Here is a 19,685-nt window from a genome sequence, read left to right as displayed (position 1 = left end):
TTTGTTATGAAAAAACTTTTTGCATTGGCTTTGGCCGGCGCATTATGTCTCTCCCTTTTGGCTGGATGCAGCGGCGGTTCCGCATCCAGCACGACAGCCGGTTCCACGGCTGCGAACGGCGAACTGAACCTGTTTGCTTTCGGTGAGATGTTTCCTCAGGAAGTGCTGGACGGCTTCACTCAGGAGACCGGTATCAAGGTAAACTATTCCACATTTGACACAGACGAGACTATGTTATCTCGGCTGGAAACTTCCAAAGGCGGTGATTACGATGTAGTAATTGCGGACGACTACATTATCAAAACTGCCATTGATGAAGGTCTTGTCAGTGAGCTGGACAAAGACAAAATTCCCAACTTAGGCAATGTCAATCCCATCTATCAAGGTCAGTTTTTTGACCCCGAAGACAAATACACTGTTCCCCACGGCGCGGGCGTGATGACCATTGTATACGACCCGGCTCTAGTGGGCAAGGAAATCACCAGTTACGAAGATCTGTGGGATTCTTCTTTGGCTGACAACTTGGCCATTATCGGCAACTACCGCGTCATTGACGGCATGGCTTTGAAGCTGATGGGTGAAAGCTACAATGTAGAGGATCCCGCTGTGATTCAATCTGCCGGCGAAAAGCTGTTGGAGCTGGCGCCCAACATTCGCGCCATCCAAGATGCCAATACGCAGGACCTTCTAATTTCGGGTGAAGTGGCCGCGGCTGTCATGTACACCAGCCAGACATATCTAGCCAAGATCAACCGCAGCGATTTGGAAATTGCCTATCCCACGGAAGGACTCGGCTTCGGCCTGATGGCTCAGTTTGTTCCGGTAAACGCCCCCAACAAAGATGCAGCTTATCAGTTCATCAACTATCTGCTGGACCCAGAAGTAGGCAAACAGTGCTTTGAGTATATGGGATACTACTGCACCAACCAGGCGGCTGAGGAACTGTTTGACGAGGCTACCAAAGAACTTTTGGTGCTTCCCGAAGGCTTTTTGGAGGAGAATGACATCGAAATGATTCAGCCGGTTTCCGCTGAGGCGGAAGAGGCGCATATGCAGGTATGGACTGAATTCAAATCCGCCTGCGGTCAATAAATAAAAACAGCTCTGTGCTCAATGCACAGAGCTGTTTTTTAAGCATCGCCCAGAATTTTGCCAATCTCACCCTGCAACACCAGCGTGGCCCCCTTATCGGCCGGGGTGGGCGTCTTGTTGATGACCACCAGCGCCCGGCCGCCGAAATACCGAAGCAGCCCGGCCGCCGGATACACATTCAGCGATGTGCCGCCCACGATCAGTACATCCGCCTGGGCAATGGCGCGCATTGCTTTTGTCAGCACCTGCTGATCCAGAGATTCCTCGTATAAAACCACGTCCGGCTTGATCACGCCACCGCAAGTACAGTACGGCACTCCATCACCTGACAAAATCGTCTCCAGCCCATACGGTTTGCCGCATTTTGTACAATGGTTGCGGTGGACGCTTCCGTGCAGTTCCAATACGTTCCTGCTCCCTGCGGCCTGATGTAATCCATCGATGTTCTGGGTAATTACAACCCGCAGCTTTCCCTGTGCTTCCAAATGGGCCAGCATCCTATGTGCGGCATTGGGCTGTGCATCCGGATACAACATTTTTGCTCTGTAAAAACGATAGAACTCTTCTGTGTTCTCCCAAAAGAAATGATGGGACAGAATTTCTTCTGGCGAGTGATTCCAAGTCTGATGGTAAAGGCCATCCGTACTTCGAAAATCGGGAATACCGCTCTCGCAGGAAACCCCTGCACCGCCAAAAAATACCAGGTTATCGCTTTCGTTCACCCATTTTTTCAACGCGCTATCCATTGGCGAACTGCCCCTTTCATGTTATACTAAAATCAAACATGTTTAGTATAACATAAATCTCCCAAAGGAGCGTACTATAATGGCCACAAAAATTACAAATGAACTAGTGTTTCGCAATCTTCCCCATCGGTCTCCAGAAAGCCATAAGGGAAGTTACGGAAAAGTACTGGCGGTATGTGGCTGTGCAAAATATCGCGGGGCGGCTGTGTTATGTGTATGCGGTGCACTTCGTGCCGGGGCCGGTTTGGTAACACTTGCCGCTGATGAACTGGTAATTTCTACCGTAGCGCAGCACGCGCTGGAACCCACTTATCTCTCTTTGCCTGATAACGATGGGCTTGCTTTGGCTGCGTCCAAAGCAACTGTATGTGTAGCAGGATGCGGAAAAGAGCCCGACTCTGCCACCGCGCTGGAGATGAAAACTGCGTTGGGGACATCTACTGGTACAGTTATCTTGGATGCAGGTGGTTTATGCAGCCTTTCGAACGATAAATTGTTTTTGATGGGACTATCCGGTCGTTTGATCGTTACACCGCATCCGGGTGAAATGGCCCGGCTGACGGGGCGTTCAATCCGTGAAATCGAGGCCGACCGTGCCGGGACGGCATTGAATTTTGCACGCGAGAGCGGAGCTGTTACCATTTTGAAAGGCCACCGCACCCTGGTGGCAACACCGTGGGGAGAGCTGTACGAAAACCACACAGGAAATGCCGGGCTTGCGCGCGGCGGAAGCGGAGATCTGCTCGCTGGTATTATCGCTGGATTGGCCGCACAAGGACTAGAACCCTGGCAAGCCGCAGTTTGTGGTGTTTATCTTCATGGCCTTGCGGCGGATCGCTGCGCCAAGCGTCTTTCTATGCAGGGAATGCTTCCCTCGGACATTCTAACGGATTTGTGCGCAATTTTCCTTGAAAACGACCGTTAACGATGCTATACTGAACCTAACCAAACGTTCCCAAAATTGAATAAAGAAAAGAGGTTTTTCCATGGACAGAAACAATTCCATGTTTAACGAGCCCCCAATGGATTGGATGGACGGAAGCACAGCAGAACCACTGAGCGCTTATACTACCAAAACCTTTGGCTGGATGGGGTTGGGCCTGTTGGCGACCTTTGTCACGGCGTACGTGGGTTATTTAACCGGTGTCACATGGCTTTTGTGCGTTAGCATTCCCTATTTGCCTTATATATTGGCTATTGCTGAAATCATTACTGTTATTTCACTGGGAGCCAAACTTCATAAATTGAGTGCAGGCGGAGCTACAGCGTTGTTCTTTGTATACGCCATCCTCAACGGATTGACTTTTTCCACGTTGTTTTTAATATATAACGTGGCTACAATGGTGTATGTGTTCGGTCTAACCGCTTTGTACTTCGGCGTACTGGCAGCTTACGGCTATTTTACCAAACGTGATTTAACTGGTCTTCGTTCCTTTTTATTTGCAGGAGTAATTTTCTTGGCATTATATTGGATCTTGGCCATTTTCCTTCCCATGGAAATGTTTGATAAGGTAGTCTGCTTTATCGGTCTAGCTGTGTTTATGGGGTATACCGCATACGATACTCAGATGATTAAACGTTACCACGCGGCGACTCTCAACGATCCGGACATGGCACACAAAGGTGCAATTATGTGCGCCTTGCAGTTATATTTGGATTTCATCAACATGTTCCTTTATATTTTGCGGCTTGTTGCACGGAGAAAATAAAAATCATTCTAAGCGGTATGACTCAGGTCATGCCGCTTAGATTTTTTCACAGCTAAGATGATGACCCAGTGAACAAAAGAGGTGCATGCCAATTGGCATGCACCTCTTTTTTATTCACTGAGCAAGATTCGGTCGTTGTCCAATACCTTGTTCGTTTTTGTATGGAATTTTTCCAAAAGTCCATCTACAGTGGTCCGAGCACGCTCCTCACCTGAGATATCCAGGACAATATTTCCACTGTCCATCATAATCGTACGCTTGCCCAACTCCAACGCCGATGAAATATTGTGCGTAATCATCAAGCAAGTAATATGATTTTCGGCTACAATTTTCTTCGTCAGGTCCAACACTTTTTCCGCTGTACCAGGGTCCAATGCAGCAGTGTGCTCGTCCAGCAACAACAATTTGGGTGTGACCAAGGTGGCCATCAGCAGCGTCAACGCCTGACGCTGACCGCCGGAAAGAAGGCCGACCGGCTGTTTGAGCCGATCTTCAAGCCCTAACTCTAGTGCGGCCAAACGCTGGGCAAAATAATCCCGGTCCTTTTTGGTAATGGTCGAGAAAGCACTGGATGCTTTGGCAGTACGCAAATAAGCCAGAGCCATATTTTCCTCTATGGTCATGTGGGGAGCCGTACCCTTCAGCGGATCCTGAAACAGACGTCCAATGTAGCGGGAACGCTTATACTCCGGCCGGAAAGTCATATCCTCACCGTCCAGTACAATGTGGCCGCTGTCCACAAAAAAACTACCCGCAATAGCATTGAACAATGTAGATTTTCCCGCGCCATTTCCGCCGATGATGGTGACGAAATCTCCCGGTGCAAGATGCAAAGATAAATCCTCCAGCGCCTTTTTCTCATTCACAGTGCCGGGATTGAAGGTTTTGGAAACATGCTTCAGTGTCAGCATTCTTTGTCCGCCTCCTTGCGTTTTTTGTAAAACAGAATTTTATCCCGGATAGCGGGCCATGAAATAGCCGCGGCCACAATGACTGCGGATACGAGCTTTAGATTGCTGGCGCCCAGATTGGAGGTAAGAGCAATTCCCGTAAGCACACGGTAAATGATGGAACCGATCAATGCACCTACTACGCCTCGCACGATGCCGCCGCGTCCTACCAGTACTTCCCCAATGACTAAGCTGGCTAATCCAATGACCACCATACCAGTACCCAGCGTCAGATCGCCATACCCCTGTTGCTGCGCCAAAAGTCCGCCGGAAACTGCGATTAGCGCATTGGCAATACAAAGTCCCACCGTAGTAGTAAAGGCTGGGTTAATCGATGAAGCGGCCACCATATCACGATTGTCTCCTGTGGCACGCAAAGACAGTCCCAACTGAGTGCGCAAAAACAAAACAAGCAGCACTGCACATACAACTGCAAACATTCCCGCCAATACCAACGTGCCGTAAGGCATCAATTCCTCAGCCGCTCGGAACAATGTATCCACACGAAGCAACGTTAAATTCGATTTTCCCATAATCATTAAGTTGATAGAGTACAAGCCCGTCATAGTAATAATTCCGGCTAAAATCGGCTGTACCCCCAGCTTTGTCTGAAGAATTGCTGTCACACCACCCGCCATGGCTCCCGCAATGAGCGCAGCTCCAAGCCCCAAAATCGGATGTCCCATAGAAGTGAGAATCGCACTGCACGCAATGCCCAAGGTAAAAGATCCGTCTGTAGTTAAATCCGCAATATCCAATGTACGATAAGAAATATACAACCCAAGGGCCACCAGGCTGTAAATGAGACCTTGCTCTGTATTGGTCAGTAAAATTTGAATACTCATTCTTTCCGGCTCCTTTGATACAGATGTGCGCCCCTCATTTTCAGAGCGGCGCAATGAAGTTTATTTATTGCACGTATTGAGATACGTCTACGCCAATGGCCTGAGCGGTCTCCTCATTGACTACCACAGCGTTGTCCTTTAACACTTCTACCGGAATGTCGGACACACTTGTTCCTGTCAAGACCTTCACTACCATATCCCCAGTCTGGGTACCCAAATTGGTATAGTTGACCCCTACGGTTGCCAGTCCGCCATCAGCAACCATACTGTCCGCAGCCACATAAACCGGCTTTTTGGCATTGATGGCTTCTTCCGCTAAAATCGGCATAGCCGAAGCCACGGTATTATCAATGGGGGCAAATACAGCATCGCACTTATTCAACAAATTTTGGGCAGCCGTCTGCACCTCGCCCGTGGCAGTAACTGCATTTTCCACATAGGAAATTCCCTTTGAATCCAAATATTCTTTTGTCTGTTCAATCACGGATACACTGTTGATTTCGCTCGTGTTATAAATCAGGCCAAAACTTTCCACATCTGGTGTCAGCTCTGCGGCCAGATCAAAAATCTTAGAAACCGGAATGGCATCGGATGTACCAGTAATATTGCCTTCCGGTGCCTCTGTATTTTCCACAAGTCCCGCGGCCACCGGATCCGTTACTGCACTAAAGATTACCGGGATATCCGTTCCTTCTACGGCCGTAGCAGCCCCCTGAGCGGCCTGTGTTGCGATAGCTATAATCACATCTACATCATCGGCCACAAATTTTTGGCAGATATTTGCAATGGTCGCCGTATCTCCTTGTGCATTTTGATAATCATAGGTGTAGGTGAATCCTTCTGCCTCTGCTTTCGCAGCTAATTCATCCTCAATTGCCACACGGATTTCATCCAGTGAAGGATGTTCCATTAACTGAATCAGGCCTACTTTGTATTCCGTCTCAGATGCTGAAACACCACTTGTCCCAGATTCACCAGTGCACCCTACCAATAAGCTCAAAGAAAACAACGCAGACAAAGCGATGGCTAAACATTTTTTCGTTAAATTCATAAAGCAAAACTCCTCTTTTTCTATTAATGTATGAGTAAATGGGCGGTCCTGAGTTTCTTACACCATCGCCATCGCCTTGTTATCTGTTTTTTCACGGTTCGCCCATCTCCCTTCCAACGCATTAAACCAAAATAAAAAACGCTCATCCTTGCCAAGTGCAAGGACAAGCGTTTGAAAATCAAAGCCTGCGGTACCACCTTACTTGCCGCCCATTTATGGCGACCCCTTTGCGAGAGTGCCAACACACTCTCTGCCCTATAACGCGAGCACGCGTCGTAAGCTACTTCGGTCAAGCCGGTTCACTCCGCCCTCAGCGGTCCATTTACCGGTTCGCTCTCGACCCTTTTCCAGCAACAGGGCTCTCTTTGCGTGCGCCTCCGGTTTTATCTCCGCCTCATTGGTTTAATAGCATTAAACTCTATTTTTTCAAATTTGTCAAGGGGCCATGCTAAAAAAATCCGATTTGCTCTACTTAACACACAATATTTATATCCTGAAAAAAAGCGTCGGATGCTTCTCTCATTCGCATCCGACGCCTTATATTAAGCCTCTACGGTATTGTCCAGCAAGTACTCGCCCGCCAAATTGGTACGCGTTGTCATATACATATAGGGTTCTCCATAGACCTCCATAACTTGCTGATAGGTCTCTTCCGTCAAACCTGCCATAGACATAACGTCCTCTTTGGTTACTTCAATAGCCGCCTTCTCTGCAACGGCCTGCTGAATCAGCAGTTGCTCAGCTTCTTCTCGAATATCCTCCTGATTTGACTCCATAAGCTCGTCCAAGCTACCAACGCCCATGCTGGACAGCAAATCATTCACATCCATTCCATATTGGCTGGCCATCACTTGATACGTATTGGAAATCGTATTCTTCACAAATGTTATGACACTTTCCGGTACATCACTGACTTGAGAATTTTCCACAATATACTCTGCCACATAATTGGAACGTTGACTCTCGATCAAGTCCGTTGCAATACCTGCACGCATCTCTTCCACCGTGGTCCATCCGTAAGTGGAATTCAGATTTTCGTTTACAAAGTCATCGGTCAGTTCCGGCTGAATTTCCTCACCCTGCACATAGTTAATGGTGGTTTTGAACACAGCGTCCTTTCCCGCCAAATCCGGATTGTTTTCATACGGGTCAGGGAACGTGACATTTACATCGAAAGTCTCTCCAGGCTTATGGCCAATGATCTGTGTCAAAAAGTCATCAATATAGTTGGTCGATCCAGCCACCACATTGGTGCCATTTCCCTGTGTGCTTCCACCGTCAAATTCAACGCCATCCACACTGCCTACATAGTCAATATTGACTGTATCGCCTTCTTTTACCTCTACATCGGTCAATTGCTCATAGGTAGCAAATCCAGCCAACAAAGAGTCCACCTTCGTTTGGATGTCCTCGTCGGAAGCCGTTGTTACATCGGCCGGTAAACTAATATGATCATAATCCTCTGGCAACGTTACATAATCCAGAGCTGTGATGCCCTCAAAGGAGCCATCGGCGGTAAGTCCGGCACTAAAATCAACTTCCGGAGCACTGGTAGATTCACTGCTGGACGAAGCCACAGACGAAGCGGATGAGGAAGAACTGGACGAAGAAGATGAAGCCGCACCGGTACATCCTGCCAGCATTCCTGCACAAAGTGCTAGAACCAAAGAGAAATTCAACAACTTTTTCATTTACTGCCTCCTGATTGCGCTCCTGATGCTTTTTCATTGGATGCGCTTTTGTTATCATACCATACTATTGCCCCGAAAAGATAGCGGTTTTGTAAAATTTATGCGATAAAAAATGGAATCTCTCTTTTCTCTCCTTCTCTGTCTTGTTATACTTATATTGAAATATTCGAAAAATCAAAAGGGATGGGAGAACCAATATGGATTATTACAAAAAAGCGCTGGAGATGCATGCGCAGCACCAAGGAAAAATTGAAGTGGTGAGCAAAGTTCCCGTAAAAACGCGAGATGACTTATCCACCGCATATACGCCCGGAGTGGCACAACCCTGCCGCGCCATTGCCGAAAATCCCGCGGATGCATACACCTACACTTCCAAGGGAAATTTGGTGGCAGTGGTATCCAACGGAACGGCCGTACTGGGCCTGGGTAACATTGGCGCGGCCGCATCACAGCCGGTAATGGAAGGCAAAGCGATTCTATTCAAAGAATTTGGAGGAGTAGACGCGTTTCCCATCTGCTTAGATACGCAGGATCCTGAAAAAGTAATCGAAGCAGTGCGCTTGATTGCGCCCGTATTCGGCGGTATCAATTTAGAGGATATTGCCTCTCCCGCCTGCTTTTCCATCGAGGAAAGGCTGGAAAAAGAACTTGACATCCCTGTATTTCATGATGACCAGCACGGCACTGCCATTGTAGTCACCGCAGCCCTGTTAAACGCTCTGCGTGTGGTTGGAAAGGACATCGGTTCCATACGCGTTGTGGTCAACGGTCCCGGAGCGGCCGGCACGGCAATTATCAAAATGCTATTGGCCACAGGTGTCAAAGATGTAATTGCTTGTGATGAAAATGGAATTTTATACAAAGAGCGTGGCGTAGGAATTGCGGACCATAAAGCCATGTTGTGCGATATTACGAACCTTACCGGAATGCGTGGAACATTATCCGATGCGCTGGTGGACGCGGATGTCTTTATTGGTGTTTCTGTGGGCGGCGCATTGAAACCGGAGATGATTCATACAATGGCCAAAGATCCGATTGTATTCGCCATGGCAAACCCGGTTCCGGAGATTACACCCGAAGAAGCAAAGACAGCCGGCGTGCGCGTCATTGGAACCGGGCGTAGTGATTACGCCAATCAAATTAACAATGTATTGGCTTTTCCCGGCGTGTTTAAAGGTGCCTTGCAGGTGCGTTCACGAGACATTAATACTGCAATGAAAGTAGCGGCTGCGCATGCAATTGCAGACCTTGTAACAGATGATGAGCGCAATGAAGAATACATTATTCCCGGCGCTTTTGATTCCCGTGTGGCGGATGCCGTGGCCAAGGCGGTGGCAAAGGCTGCACGCGAAACGGGGGTGGCACGGCTTTGAAAACAATCCTTGCACAGGACATAAGAGATACGGTTGCACAACTTTGCATCGAAGCCAACCAGACTCTTCCCCCAGATCTGGAAACGACCTTGCGCCATGCAGCGGCACTAGAACCTTGGCCACTGGCCCAAAGCACCTTGAACACATTGTGCAAAAATCTGGATGCCGCTCGGCAAACCAATCTTCCAATCTGCCAAGATACGGGGATGGCTTGCATATTCTGTGAAGTCGGCCAGGATGTACACATTGAAGGTGACTTTGAGGCCGCGATCCATGCAGGTGTTGCGAAGGGATATACCGAGGGATTCTTGCGTAAAAGCGTAGTAAAAGACCCCATACGACGTGGAAATACCGGAGACAATACCCCTGCGGTTTTGCACGTACGGCTGGTTCCAGGCGATCAAGTAAAAATCACTGTTGCTCCCAAAGGTTTTGGGTCGGAAAATATGAGTCGCTTGGCTATGCTTAAACCTTCGGACGGAGAGGAAGGCGTCAAGAATTTTGTTCTGGACACAGTCCGCTGCGCGGGCTCCAATCCATGTCCCCCCATCGTTGTGGGTGTGGGAATCGGAGGCACTTTTGAGAGGGCGGCGCTGCTTGCCAAGCAAGCCTTGTTGCGCCCGATTGGAAGCCACCATCCAGACCCTTACTATGCTGCGATGGAATGTGAATTGCTGGACCGCATCAACGAAATGGGAATTGGGCCTCAAGGATTTGGAGGGCGTACAACGGCATTGGGCCTTCAGATTGAAACCTTCCCCACACATATCGCCGGAATGCCTGTAGCAGTGAACATCGGGTGTCATGTGACAAGACATAAGGAGGCGATTCTATAATGGAACATCGAATTACAACGCCTCTTACTAGAGAAAAGGTGCGTTCCCTCCATGCCGGCGACCAAGTATTATTATCCGGCGTCATCTATACCGCTCGGGACGCTGCGCATAAGCGTCTGTGTGAATTGGTTGACAAAGGAGAACCTCTCCCCATCGAGTTGAACGATGCTGTCATCTACTATGCTGGCCCTACTCCGGCCAGACCCGGTCAAATCATTGGTTCCTGCGGACCTACTACCAGCGGCCGAATGGACGCCTATGCTCCTACGCTTTTGCATATGGGATTGCGGGGTATGATTGGAAAAGGATCTCGCAGTCAACCGGTTTGCACAGCCATACAGGAAACAGGGTCTGTTTACTTTGCTGCTATTGGCGGCGCCGGTGCACTGGCTGCCGCATGTGTAAAGCAGGCGGAGTTAATCTGTTACGAGGATTTGGGCAGTGAGGCAATTCGACGTCTTGTCGTAGAGGATATGCCCTTAATCGTAGTTGTGGACTCTTTTGGGAAAGATTTGTACCAAGATGGTCCAGAACTTTATCGGAATCGTTAGGTCTATTTTGCAAAAAGGCAGTCACGAAAAATGCGTGGCTGCCTTTTTTCTCACTCTGCGTTTGGATCTTCCAACGAAAATACGACTGTAACATCACCGGAGCCTAATGCTTCAACAAGTTCCTCTTTCGTTACATTCTGGATTCTGCCAAGTCTTGTAAATGTCCAGGAATTTGTATCGTAATAAATTGTAATGGAGTCTCCCTGGTATAAAATTACATCTCCCGGCACTGTGGTGATTGAGGTGTCATTTTGTGGCAAACTTTGTCCAAGGTCTCCAACTTTTTCAAAATTGCCATAATCACGCATCGAGACGGTCAAAGGACCACTCTCCAGCAATGTTCTAAAAGCCTCCGCGCTAGAATGATCTTCAAACTTTGCTGTAAACACGGTGTCATTTACCTGAATATAAAAAACATCTTTCTCCATAGTGGACTCCTCCTCGCTTTTGCTAAAGCTAGAAATCGGCTGTGTTGCACTGTTCGCCCCTTTCTCCTCTGTTCCACAGGCTACCAGCTCCCATCCCATAAGCGCAATTGCCAAAAGACCAACCCATCTTCTCATCGTTTTTTCCTCACATGGCATGTAGCGAACTGGAATCCGCTTGGGCGGATTTCAAAATTACTTTTCCTTGTGCATCCGGGTCATCCATAAGGATGGTCTCAACGGATGGAACTTCTATATAACCTGAACGTGGATTTTTTATGCTTACAACTGGTGTTGTAAGTGTGGCTTGTACATCACTTTTTTCAAAAGCCAGATCGGTTTCTTCCATTTTGCAGTCAATCAGACGAAGTCCTTTGCAATAACACAGCGGTTGCGTTCCAATGATTGTACAATTTTCAAATGTAACGTTCTCGCAATACCACGCAAGATATTCGCCTTTGAGCACGCTGTTGCGCACATGAACATTTTTGGCATGCCAAAGTGCATCCTTTGTATTAAAACAGCAATGATCAAATGTAGAATTTTCAACGTATTGAAATGCATATTTGCCGTCGAGATTGACATTTTTAAAATCCAACTTTTTGGATTTCAGCATAAAATATTCGCTTTCCACTTCACTGTTTTCCATCCGTATGCCATCTACAAACCATCCAAATTCCGGAGAAACAATGTTGCAGTTTTGCATTTTTACCTCATGACATTCTCTTAGTGCTTTGATTCCATGCAATTTCGTATCGGAAATTTCAATATCATGTGAATACCAAATTGCCGCCCGACAAAGCTGTGTCATTTCACTATTCCGGATCACAAGATGGTGATCGTGCCAGAAAGGATAACGAAGATTGAAAAAGCACCTCTCTATTTCTAGATTCTTTCCTTCTTTGAAAGGACTCTCGCCATCAGCAGGCCCGTCAAAAGAACAATCCTCTACTCGTACATCATTCATTCCATAAAGTGCACGTTCTTGGTCAAACACCTGATTTTGAATCGTTTTCATAAAGCTTTCCTCCATCCGTCAGACCGATCCATTTTCTTGTTGGATCCGGTATACTAAATAATCCAAACAATCAATTTTTTGTTCAAAGCAATGAACACATTCGAGAAGATGTTCCCTCTGGCTGGCCAGCATTTCAAGCTGCTGAAACAGGGTGCCTTCTTCCCTTATAAAAAGGAATTTTTTGAGTTGTACAGTATCAAATCCCGCAGCCTTTAAATTTAAAATTAAATCCTGTGCATCCATTTTGCCTGTCATACAAACCATTCCCTTGTGTATGCTTCTATTGCCATCTTCCAATATCAGTATAATGCCGCACAACATCTATATCAAATACTTATTTATTATGTTATAATATAAAAAAAATCTATGCAAAAGGTGTTTTTATGGAATTGCGGGTATTACAATATTTTTTGGCTGTTGCGCGTGAACAAAGTATTTCTGCAGCGGCAAAATCGCTCCATCTTTCCCAACCCGCTCTTTCAATTCAACTAAAAGAATTGGAACGCGAGGTTGGCAAACAACTGCTTTTAAGAGGTACAAAAGGATCACGAAAAGTCATTTTAACAGAAGAAGGAATGCTTCTACGCAAACGGGCAGAGGAAATTATGAGACTTGTCCAAATCACAGAAAAAGAACTTTCTGTTTGCGAAGAAGCAATTGCGGGAGATGTCTACATTGGGGTTGGTGAATCCGACAGCATCCGCCTATTTGCACAGGCCGCCTGTAAATTGCGCAAAAAGTACCCGGACATTCACTACCATATTCTCAGTGGAAATGCTGCCTTTGTAATGGAACAGTTGGACAGAGGTCTCATTGACCTCGGCGCTGTCTACGGTCCCATTGATACCACAATTTATCATTCCATCAAAATTCCCATTCGTGACACGTGGGGTGTTTTGATGCGCAAAGACTCCGAGCTTTCTCAAAAAGAACAAATCACACCAGACGATCTTTGGGATAAACCACTTCTTGTTTCCGCACAAAAAAATGGTGATTGGGAAATGACAAAATGGTTTCATCGTGATATCGATCAATTAAACATCGTTGCAACCTACAATCTCGTATTCAACGCTTCTTTGATGGTAGAAGAAGGGATCGGATACGCATTATGTTTTGATAAATTGATCAATGTTAGCGGCGATAGCAACTTATGTTTCCGCCCTCTTTTTCCAAAACGAGAATCAGAAGCATCCGTCATCTGGAAACGCTACCAACCTTTTTCAAAGGCGGCACAAAAATTCATGGATGCCCTGGAAGAATGCTGCACAGCATTGCACAATGAATAATTCTATGCAAAAAGGAGCCATCCGGACGTGTATCTGTCCGGATGGCTCCTTTTAATAAACGATTGTTCTTACGAATTTGCTTGTTCTCCAGAAGAGCTTTGTGTCTCTTCGGCAGGTTCAAAATCCGCGGCATTTTTGGAAAGAATTTCGTCCAATACTTCAGCGGACATCACATTGACTGCCTGAGAATCTCCGATGCGTACATAATAACCGTCATTTCCGTTTGAAGCACCAATCGTAAGTGTTATCTCCTGCACCTCATTCTCGCTTACCGATGAGTCATCTTCTGCACTATCTGAGTAACGAATACGCAATATGGCCTCTGGTGAATCCAAACCATAGGTAGTCAATTCTGAATCGCTCGCTTTGTAATTGACACACTGGGACACTGTAAGATATGTGATATTGCGTACATATTCCTGGGCAGATGTATCGTCGGCCTCTTTTCCATCCACCTGATAGGATAAATCCTCATCGTCTTCCTGTGAAGCGGTCAATTCCCAACTGGAACCATCCGATTTCTCCACAGTCACAGAGTTCACACTGCTTACTGTGCTCACTGGCCACTGCTCCATCTCGATCATATCATACAAACCGTAACTGAATGTCGTTGGGAAGGAAGAAGGAACCGTATAAATTTCTTTTTCACCCTCGAGCATCATGTAATATTCGTCGGTATAGCTGTTCAAATCGCCTATCAGACATGTAATAGAATCGCCTTGGCTGCTCAAAAGAATCGACTGCGCAGGATCGTCCAAGCCATAATCTGACAGATTCTGTCCATCACTTCGGACCAGAGAGGTCGCCTCAATGGTCTGTGCCTGGCTTGCCATCGCCTGAGGATAATCTTGTCTTAACGGAAATGCAGCATCCTCAGACCATTGCCACACATCCCCATTTTTGACCAGCGACACCTTTCCCGTATCGCTGGTGTATTCAATCGAGTCAATTTCTCCGGATAACGTTGGTACTGCTACGGTTTCCACCTCGTCTTCCTCGCGGCTCATTTGATCCAAGATCATATAGCCGCCACCCAATACTCCAATGGCAACTACAGCCAATACCATCGGTAACCATTTATTTCTTTTCATCTTACCGTTTCCTCCGGCGTACCCAAATCACTACGCCCACAATAATCAAAACAATCGGAAGAACAATCGTGATTCCCAATCCCAGCAAATTTCCAACATCGGAAGGCACCGTAATGGTGCTCATGGTCAATTCCTTGGCATGGATGCTAATACTTTGTTCCGAATTTGCCAGCCAGGCAAAACTGTTCAGCACAAAATCCGAATTGGCGCCAGAAACAAGACTGTCCGTGTCATCATCCAATAAATATCCTGTGGGCAGCCAAACCAATCTCGCCCCTGTTTCGCTGTTTTCGGCTGCTACCGCCAAATTGAAAGGCCCATCCAAATCGCCATCACTTTTTTCCAGAGAATTGCTTTCATAAGCATCTCCCTTACAATAGGCTTGCGAAGAACTGGTGAGCAATGCCTGCGCGGTAACATTGTCCGGCAGTGTTTCATCAATTGCAATACCATGAGCAAACGGAACCAGCACATTGCTGTTTTCCTCTAAAAGCGGGGCTGTAATATCATGGCTCATAATGGTCGGAAGAATATAGTAAGGATACTGATTCAAATGTGCGCCATCATCGCCCTCAATCACAATTCCCTCCTGTGCTGTCAACCCATAAGCCTTGGCAATTGAAGTCACTGTATTCGCCATAATTTGTGACCAGCAACAAAGTACCGCCATTGTCCAAATAGGATACAATTTTGTTCGTTTCATCTTCCGAAAGATCCTTGGTAGGCGAATGAATAAGCAGGACATCCGCGTCCTCAGGGACGGAATTTTCCGTCAAGAGATTGAGTGTTGCGGTCTCCATATTCTGACGCGTCAAGCCACTGCTCAAAGAACTGGAAATACCACTCTCACCATGCCCCTGCAAGATGTATATTTTAGGCAGAACGTCGCTGTTTACGTAGGCCAGTGCCGCCGTAATTTGACCTTCTCCATCGAAACTAGTTTCATACTGATAGGTTTCATAATTAATGGACTGCTGATACAAATCTGTATAATCCACCACACGGTAGCGTTCGCCACCATCCACGATCACACTGCCAAGAGATGCATCACTCGCATCATACTGATTGCCAAAAGTGGGATAAAGCACCGGATCCTTTTGTACCACTTTGATGTGAGAAGACAAATCTTCATATTGATGCAAAAGAGAAAGCGTGCGACTATCCTCTCCACCAGTCCGCGCCAAATAGTACAGTGTGATATCCGTATCGATGCTCTCACACAGTTTTTCGGTCTCATTTGATAAACTGTACACACTGTTATCAGTTAGGTCCCATTGCGTATATCGTTCTGGCAATGCGCCTACAAACAAATTGACAACAATCACCAACACCACCATCAGCGCACACATTACGCTGGCATAAGCGCCATTTTTCATCGCACGAGAGTTGAGCGCCTTTTTCAACTTTTCTTTCATGTTATGACGCCCCTTCCCGTCAGCTCCAACGCCGCTTTTCAATTCCCTGTGTTGTCAGGAATACAAAAAGCAGCGCAATGGAAATGTAATAAACAATCGCCGTCAAATCAAATACACCCGTCACAAATGTGGTAAAACGATCAAACAACGCCAGTGTATTCAACATCTTTCCGAAACTGCCTTCGAACTGAACATCCGTAAAGCGAGTCATCAAAAAAAGCACCAATTCGACTAAGCAAAAAAGTCCCGTTGAAAGCACGACACTTTTTGTCATCAGAAACACCAATACACAGGCCACCGCCGCCACCAATGTAAAAGCTGCAACGCTGGCAAAAGCCGTGCTGGAGATTAAAGAAGCAATACTAGGCATTAAATAGACCAAAATCAAAGTGCCAAATGTACACAGCGCGGCGATGATTTGGTTTTCCGTCAGGCTGCTCATAAACAGTCCAATTGCAAGTGTTGCCGCGCCTAGCAAAAAGAAAGCTAATAAACTTCCATAAGCGCGCATCAACGAAATACTGCCGAACGCTGACATGATCAGTGGACAAATTGCCGCAACCAACAACGGAATTGCATACACCGTAAGCAGTGCCAAATACTTTCCCCATACGATTCCCGATATGGATACCGGGCTGGTCAAAAGAAGTTGATCTGTTTTTTGCCGCCGCTCCTCCACCATGCTTCGCATGGTCAAAAGAGGAACTACCACCAAAAACATAAACATGGAATTATTCAACACATAGCTGAATTCACCATAACCACCTGACAGGCAAAGCGCCATAAAATACAAGCCAATCACAAACACTACAAATGCACAAACAACCCAGCCTGACATGCCATGAAAGGCGCTGCGCACATCCTTTTTATAAATCGCCAGCATGATTCTTCTCCCCTTCTTCATCACTTTGCTGTGCGAGGTTCTCACCTTCTGAAAACTCGACCGGAATCTCTGCTTTCTGTTCTTCACCAGTCAACTCAAGGAATACATCCTCTAGGCTCAAAACTTCATTTTGCATGCGCAGAACTGCATAGCCAGCCGTGGCCAAAGCCCCACTAATTTGAGCGCGGAGATCCAGCCCTGTATCATATCCTATTCGCGCCGTAACGGCTTCCTTCTCTTCACAGGGAACAAACACGATATCACGGATGCCTGCTACGCTTTCCAATACGCTGCGTACCGATGTCTCATTTCCAATCGCCGTAACGATCAACACATTCTGCCCCTCTGCGCGCTGAGCCAGATTTTCCGGCGTATCACATGCTACGAGTTTTCCATGACTCAAAATCAACACTTTATCACACACTGCGGCCACTTCGGATAAAATATGACTTGACAAAACAATGGTATGCTTTTGTGCCAGCGAGCGAATCAGTTCACGAATCTCAATGATTTGTTTTGGATCGAGGCCCACAGTGGGTTCATCCAAAATCAGTACTTCCGGGCTTCCCAAAAGCGCTCCAGCCAATCCTACCCTTTGCCGATACCCCTTGGACAAATTTTTAATCAGACGGTTCTTTACATCTACTACACCCGTCTGTTCCATCGCCTGATTCACAAGGTCTTTCCGATCCGGTTTTGCAAATCCTTTCAACTGAGCCACAAACAAAAGATATTCCCACGGAGTCATATCCGGATAAACCGGTGGCTGTTCAGGAAGATAACCAATTTTGGCCCGCGCCGCTCTCGGCTCATCAAAGATATCGCTTCCATTGATTTCTGCCGTACCCTCGGTCGCTGAAATATAACCTGTCATCATATTCATCGTAGTGGACTTGCCTGCACCATTCGGTCCCAGCAACCCGCAGATCTCGCCCTTTTCCACGGTAAAGCTCAAGTGGTCTACTGCCACATGGTCACCATAGCGCTTGGTAAGCTCTTTCACCTGTATCATGCAAACGCATCCTTTCCATGAACCAGGGGCGCAAAACACCCCAGAATGATTTTATTGTATGGTTCAAGTTTGAAAAACAACTGATAAAAATTTGATAAAAATGTGAAAGCCATTTCCCTATTTCTCCCTTTTACGCATTTTTTATACTTTTTTAATCTTTACAAACAAAAAAACAGGAAGAAGCATACGCTTCTTCCTGTTTCAAAATAAAAGTCACTTATTTTTATACATTTCGTCATAATACTTCTGATAATTACCAGAAGTAACATTATTCATCCAATCTTCGTTATCCAAGTACCAATCAATCGTTTTGACGATTCCCACCTCAAACGGAGTTTCCGGATACCAGCCGAGCTCGTTCTTGATTTTGGTGGGATCAATGCCGTAGCGACGATCATGTCCCAAACGGTCCGCCACATATTTAATCAAATCTTCATTGATCTGAGCATCCTGCAATTTTTCATGCAACTGCTGGATGATGGTTTTAACAATAAAAATATTCGGACGTTCGTTATGACCACCTACGTTGTATACTTCACCCACGCGACCGCCATTGGCCACCATATCAATGGCCTTGCAGTGATCCTCTACATACAACCAGTCACGCACATTCATACCATCGCCATACACGGGAAGCTGTTTGTGATGCTTTACGTTGTTGATCATGAGAGGAATCAATTTCTCCGGGAATTGATAGGGACCATAGTTATTGGAACAGCGCGTAATATTCACCGGCATGCCATACGTGTCATGGAACGCCATAACAAACATATCCGCACTTGCTTTAGACGATGAGTAAGGGCTATGCGGGCACAACGGAGTAGTCTCCATAAAGTATCCATCTTCACCCAAAGAACCATATACCTCATCGGTGGAAACCTGAACATATTTTTTACCTTCTGCCCAAGCGCCGTCACAGTACCATGCGTTCTTAGCGCATTGCAACAAATTCACCGTGCCCAAGACGTTTGTCTCAACAAAAATCTCGGGATTCGTGATGGAACGGTCCACATGACTTTCCGCAGCAAAGTTTATCACAAAGTCAAAATCATACTTTTCAAACAAACTTGTGACCAACGCCCGGTCGCAGATATCGCCCTGCACAAATACATGACGCTTGTCGCCTTCTACGCCTTTCAAGTTTTCAAGATTACCCGCATAGGTCAATTTGTCCAAATTGACCAGCAGAATATCTTCATACTTATTCAGCATGTAATACACAAAATTTGAACCGATAAAGCCGGCGCAGCCGGTAATCAAATATTTTTTCATAAAGTTAATCCTCCGGTTTCCAATTTTCAAAGAAACTCTTCAATGCATCTTGCCAAGAGCGCATTTCGTTCCCCACTGTGCAGGCAAGCATCCGGTTTTCCAGTGCGCTCCAAGCAGGTCGATTTGTAGAAGCAGGATGTTTTGCCTTATACTCTGCACTGGAACAGGGTGTAACCACAGCATTTACTCCTGCCAGTCTCAGAATTTCACAAGTGAAATCATACCAAGAACAAACGCCTTCACCCGTACAATGATAAATTCCGTACTCACGTGTAACGCACAGTTTCAAAAGATGATAAGCCAAATCCTCTGCATTTGTAGGATTGCCCAACTGGTCGTTAACCACTTCTACAGCGCCATATTTTTTGGCCGCGCCGCGAATAGTTTTTACAAAATTCTTACCCACATAGCCATACAACCATGCTGTGCGTACGATGAA

Annotated in this window: 22 protein-coding genes; 7 read left to right on the top strand and 15 right to left on the bottom strand. The window is 46.5% G+C overall.

Annotation, left to right across the window (positions count from 1 at the left end; all coding sequences use genetic code 11):
* Positions 1–6: 6 nt before the first annotated feature.
* Positions 7–1,092 (top strand): spermidine/putrescine ABC transporter substrate-binding protein, encoded by a 1,086-nt coding sequence (locus AB5H98_RS05140; RefSeq protein WP_367924853.1) that lies wholly within the window; start codon positions 7–9, stop codon positions 1,090–1,092.
* Positions 1,093–1,130: 38 nt separating this feature from the next.
* Here AB5H98_RS05140 and AB5H98_RS05135 read toward each other — a convergent pair whose 3' ends face one another.
* Positions 1,131–1,838: an NAD-dependent protein deacylase gene (locus AB5H98_RS05135; RefSeq protein WP_367924852.1), complete on the bottom strand. Its 708-nt coding sequence runs from the start codon at positions 1,836–1,838 to the stop codon at positions 1,131–1,133.
* Positions 1,839–1,917: 79 nt separating this feature from the next.
* On the opposite strand from AB5H98_RS05135, the gene AB5H98_RS05130 reads away from it, so the two are divergent.
* Both AB5H98_RS05130 and AB5H98_RS05125 read left to right on the top strand, forming a co-directional pair.
* Positions 1,918–2,763: an NAD(P)H-hydrate dehydratase gene (locus tag AB5H98_RS05130; protein ID WP_367924851.1), complete on the top strand. Its 846-nt coding sequence runs from the start codon at positions 1,918–1,920 to the stop codon at positions 2,761–2,763.
* A gap of 61 nt (positions 2,764–2,824) precedes the next feature.
* The gene (locus AB5H98_RS05125; RefSeq protein ID WP_367924850.1) at positions 2,825–3,547 is read left to right on the top strand and encodes a Bax inhibitor-1/YccA family protein; all 723 of its coding nucleotides are present in this window, start codon (positions 2,825–2,827) and stop codon (positions 3,545–3,547) included.
* 110 nt (positions 3,548–3,657) lie between these two features.
* On the opposite strand, the gene AB5H98_RS05120 is transcribed toward AB5H98_RS05125, so the two are convergent.
* The 4 genes from AB5H98_RS05120 to AB5H98_RS05105 all read right to left on the bottom strand — a co-directional run bounded on the left by AB5H98_RS05120 (position 3,658) and on the right by AB5H98_RS05105 (position 8,084).
* A complete protein-coding gene (locus AB5H98_RS05120; RefSeq protein ID WP_367924849.1) occupies positions 3,658–4,458 on the bottom strand; it encodes an ABC transporter ATP-binding protein in 801 nt (266 codons plus the stop codon).
* Positions 4,452–5,342 carry an ABC transporter permease gene (locus AB5H98_RS05115; RefSeq protein WP_367924848.1) on the bottom strand — a complete coding sequence of 297 codons (891 nt, stop codon included), beginning with the start codon at positions 5,340–5,342 and terminating at the stop codon, positions 4,452–4,454. Before AB5H98_RS05115 ends, AB5H98_RS05120 begins: the two co-directional genes overlap by 7 nt.
* A gap of 64 nt (positions 5,343–5,406) precedes the next feature.
* Positions 5,407–6,393, bottom strand: coding sequence for an ABC transporter substrate-binding protein (locus tag AB5H98_RS05110; protein ID WP_367924847.1), 987 nt, complete (start codon positions 6,391–6,393; stop codon positions 5,407–5,409).
* Positions 6,394–6,935: 542 nt separating this feature from the next.
* Positions 6,936–8,084, bottom strand: coding sequence for an FKBP-type peptidyl-prolyl cis-trans isomerase (locus AB5H98_RS05105; protein WP_367924846.1), 1,149 nt, complete (start codon positions 8,082–8,084; stop codon positions 6,936–6,938).
* A 197-nt stretch (positions 8,085–8,281) separates the two neighbouring features.
* Here AB5H98_RS05105 and AB5H98_RS05100 point away from each other — a divergent pair, with 197 nt between their 5' ends.
* From AB5H98_RS05100 to AB5H98_RS05090, 3 genes are read left to right on the top strand one after another with little or no spacing between them, the layout of a single operon-like run.
* Complete coding sequence (locus AB5H98_RS05100; RefSeq protein WP_367924845.1) at positions 8,282–9,457, top strand: NADP-dependent malic enzyme; 1,176 nt, start codon at positions 8,282–8,284, stop codon at positions 9,455–9,457.
* A complete protein-coding gene (locus tag AB5H98_RS05095; protein WP_367924844.1) occupies positions 9,454–10,293 on the top strand; it encodes a fumarate hydratase in 840 nt (279 codons plus the stop codon). Before AB5H98_RS05100 ends, AB5H98_RS05095 begins: the two co-directional genes overlap by 4 nt.
* The gene (locus AB5H98_RS05090) at positions 10,293–10,844 is read left to right on the top strand and encodes a Fe-S-containing hydro-lyase (RefSeq protein WP_367924843.1); all 552 of its coding nucleotides are present in this window, start codon (positions 10,293–10,295) and stop codon (positions 10,842–10,844) included. Before AB5H98_RS05095 ends, AB5H98_RS05090 begins: the two co-directional genes overlap by 1 nt.
* 50 nt (positions 10,845–10,894) lie before the next feature.
* Here the strand turns inward: AB5H98_RS05090 and AB5H98_RS05085 are convergent, their stop codons facing one another.
* The 3 genes from AB5H98_RS05085 to AB5H98_RS05075 are packed head-to-tail and all read right to left on the bottom strand — an operon-like array spanning position 10,895 to position 12,542.
* The gene (locus tag AB5H98_RS05085) at positions 10,895–11,407 is read right to left on the bottom strand and encodes a cyclophilin-like fold protein (protein WP_367924842.1); all 513 of its coding nucleotides are present in this window, start codon (positions 11,405–11,407) and stop codon (positions 10,895–10,897) included.
* A gap of 10 nt (positions 11,408–11,417) precedes the next feature.
* Positions 11,418–12,287, bottom strand: a complete 870-nt coding sequence (locus AB5H98_RS05080) for a DUF3737 family protein (RefSeq protein WP_367924841.1) — start codon at positions 12,285–12,287, stop codon at positions 11,418–11,420.
* A gap of 18 nt (positions 12,288–12,305) precedes the next feature.
* Positions 12,306–12,542 carry a hypothetical protein gene (locus AB5H98_RS05075; RefSeq protein ID WP_367924840.1) on the bottom strand — a complete coding sequence of 79 codons (237 nt, stop codon included), beginning with the start codon at positions 12,540–12,542 and terminating at the stop codon, positions 12,306–12,308.
* Positions 12,543–12,670: 128 nt separating this feature from the next.
* Between AB5H98_RS05075 and AB5H98_RS05070 the strand changes: the two genes are divergently transcribed.
* Positions 12,671–13,573, top strand: a complete 903-nt coding sequence (locus AB5H98_RS05070; protein ID WP_367924839.1) for a LysR family transcriptional regulator — start codon at positions 12,671–12,673, stop codon at positions 13,571–13,573.
* A 68-nt stretch (positions 13,574–13,641) separates the two neighbouring features.
* On the opposite strand, the gene AB5H98_RS05065 is transcribed toward AB5H98_RS05070, so the two are convergent.
* From AB5H98_RS05065 to AB5H98_RS05035, 7 genes are all read right to left on the bottom strand, one after another.
* Positions 13,642–14,664 carry a DUF4340 domain-containing protein gene (locus AB5H98_RS05065; protein WP_367924838.1) on the bottom strand — a complete coding sequence of 341 codons (1,023 nt, stop codon included), beginning with the start codon at positions 14,662–14,664 and terminating at the stop codon, positions 13,642–13,644.
* Position 14,665: 1 nt separating this feature from the next.
* Positions 14,666–15,244 (bottom strand): hypothetical protein, encoded by a 579-nt coding sequence (locus AB5H98_RS05060; RefSeq protein WP_367924837.1) that lies wholly within the window; start codon positions 15,242–15,244, stop codon positions 14,666–14,668.
* Positions 15,237–16,079: a Gldg family protein gene (locus AB5H98_RS05055; RefSeq protein WP_367924836.1), complete on the bottom strand. Its 843-nt coding sequence runs from the start codon at positions 16,077–16,079 to the stop codon at positions 15,237–15,239. Before AB5H98_RS05055 ends, AB5H98_RS05060 begins: the two co-directional genes overlap by 8 nt.
* Before the next feature lie 19 nt (positions 16,080–16,098).
* A complete protein-coding gene (locus tag AB5H98_RS05050; RefSeq protein ID WP_367924835.1) occupies positions 16,099–16,962 on the bottom strand; it encodes an ABC transporter permease in 864 nt (287 codons plus the stop codon).
* Positions 16,946–17,974, bottom strand: a complete 1,029-nt coding sequence (locus tag AB5H98_RS05045) for an ABC transporter ATP-binding protein (protein ID WP_367924834.1) — start codon at positions 17,972–17,974, stop codon at positions 16,946–16,948. The genes AB5H98_RS05050 and AB5H98_RS05045 overlap by 17 nt, the downstream gene beginning before the upstream one ends.
* A gap of 213 nt (positions 17,975–18,187) precedes the next feature.
* Positions 18,188–19,246, bottom strand: a complete 1,059-nt coding sequence (rfbB, locus tag AB5H98_RS05040) for a dTDP-glucose 4,6-dehydratase (RefSeq protein ID WP_367924833.1) — start codon at positions 19,244–19,246, stop codon at positions 18,188–18,190.
* A gap of 4 nt (positions 19,247–19,250) precedes the next feature.
* On the bottom strand, positions 19,251–19,685 hold a 435-nt coding region (locus AB5H98_RS05035), incomplete at its 5' end, for an NAD(P)-dependent oxidoreductase (RefSeq protein ID WP_367924832.1).

The sequence above is a fragment of the uncultured Ruthenibacterium sp. genome (assembly GCF_963558415.1).
Taxonomy (GTDB): domain Bacteria; phylum Bacillota; class Clostridia; order Oscillospirales; family Ruminococcaceae; genus Ruthenibacterium.
Note: the sequence above shows the minus strand (reverse complement) of the source record. Positions and strands in the feature narration are given on the sequence as shown.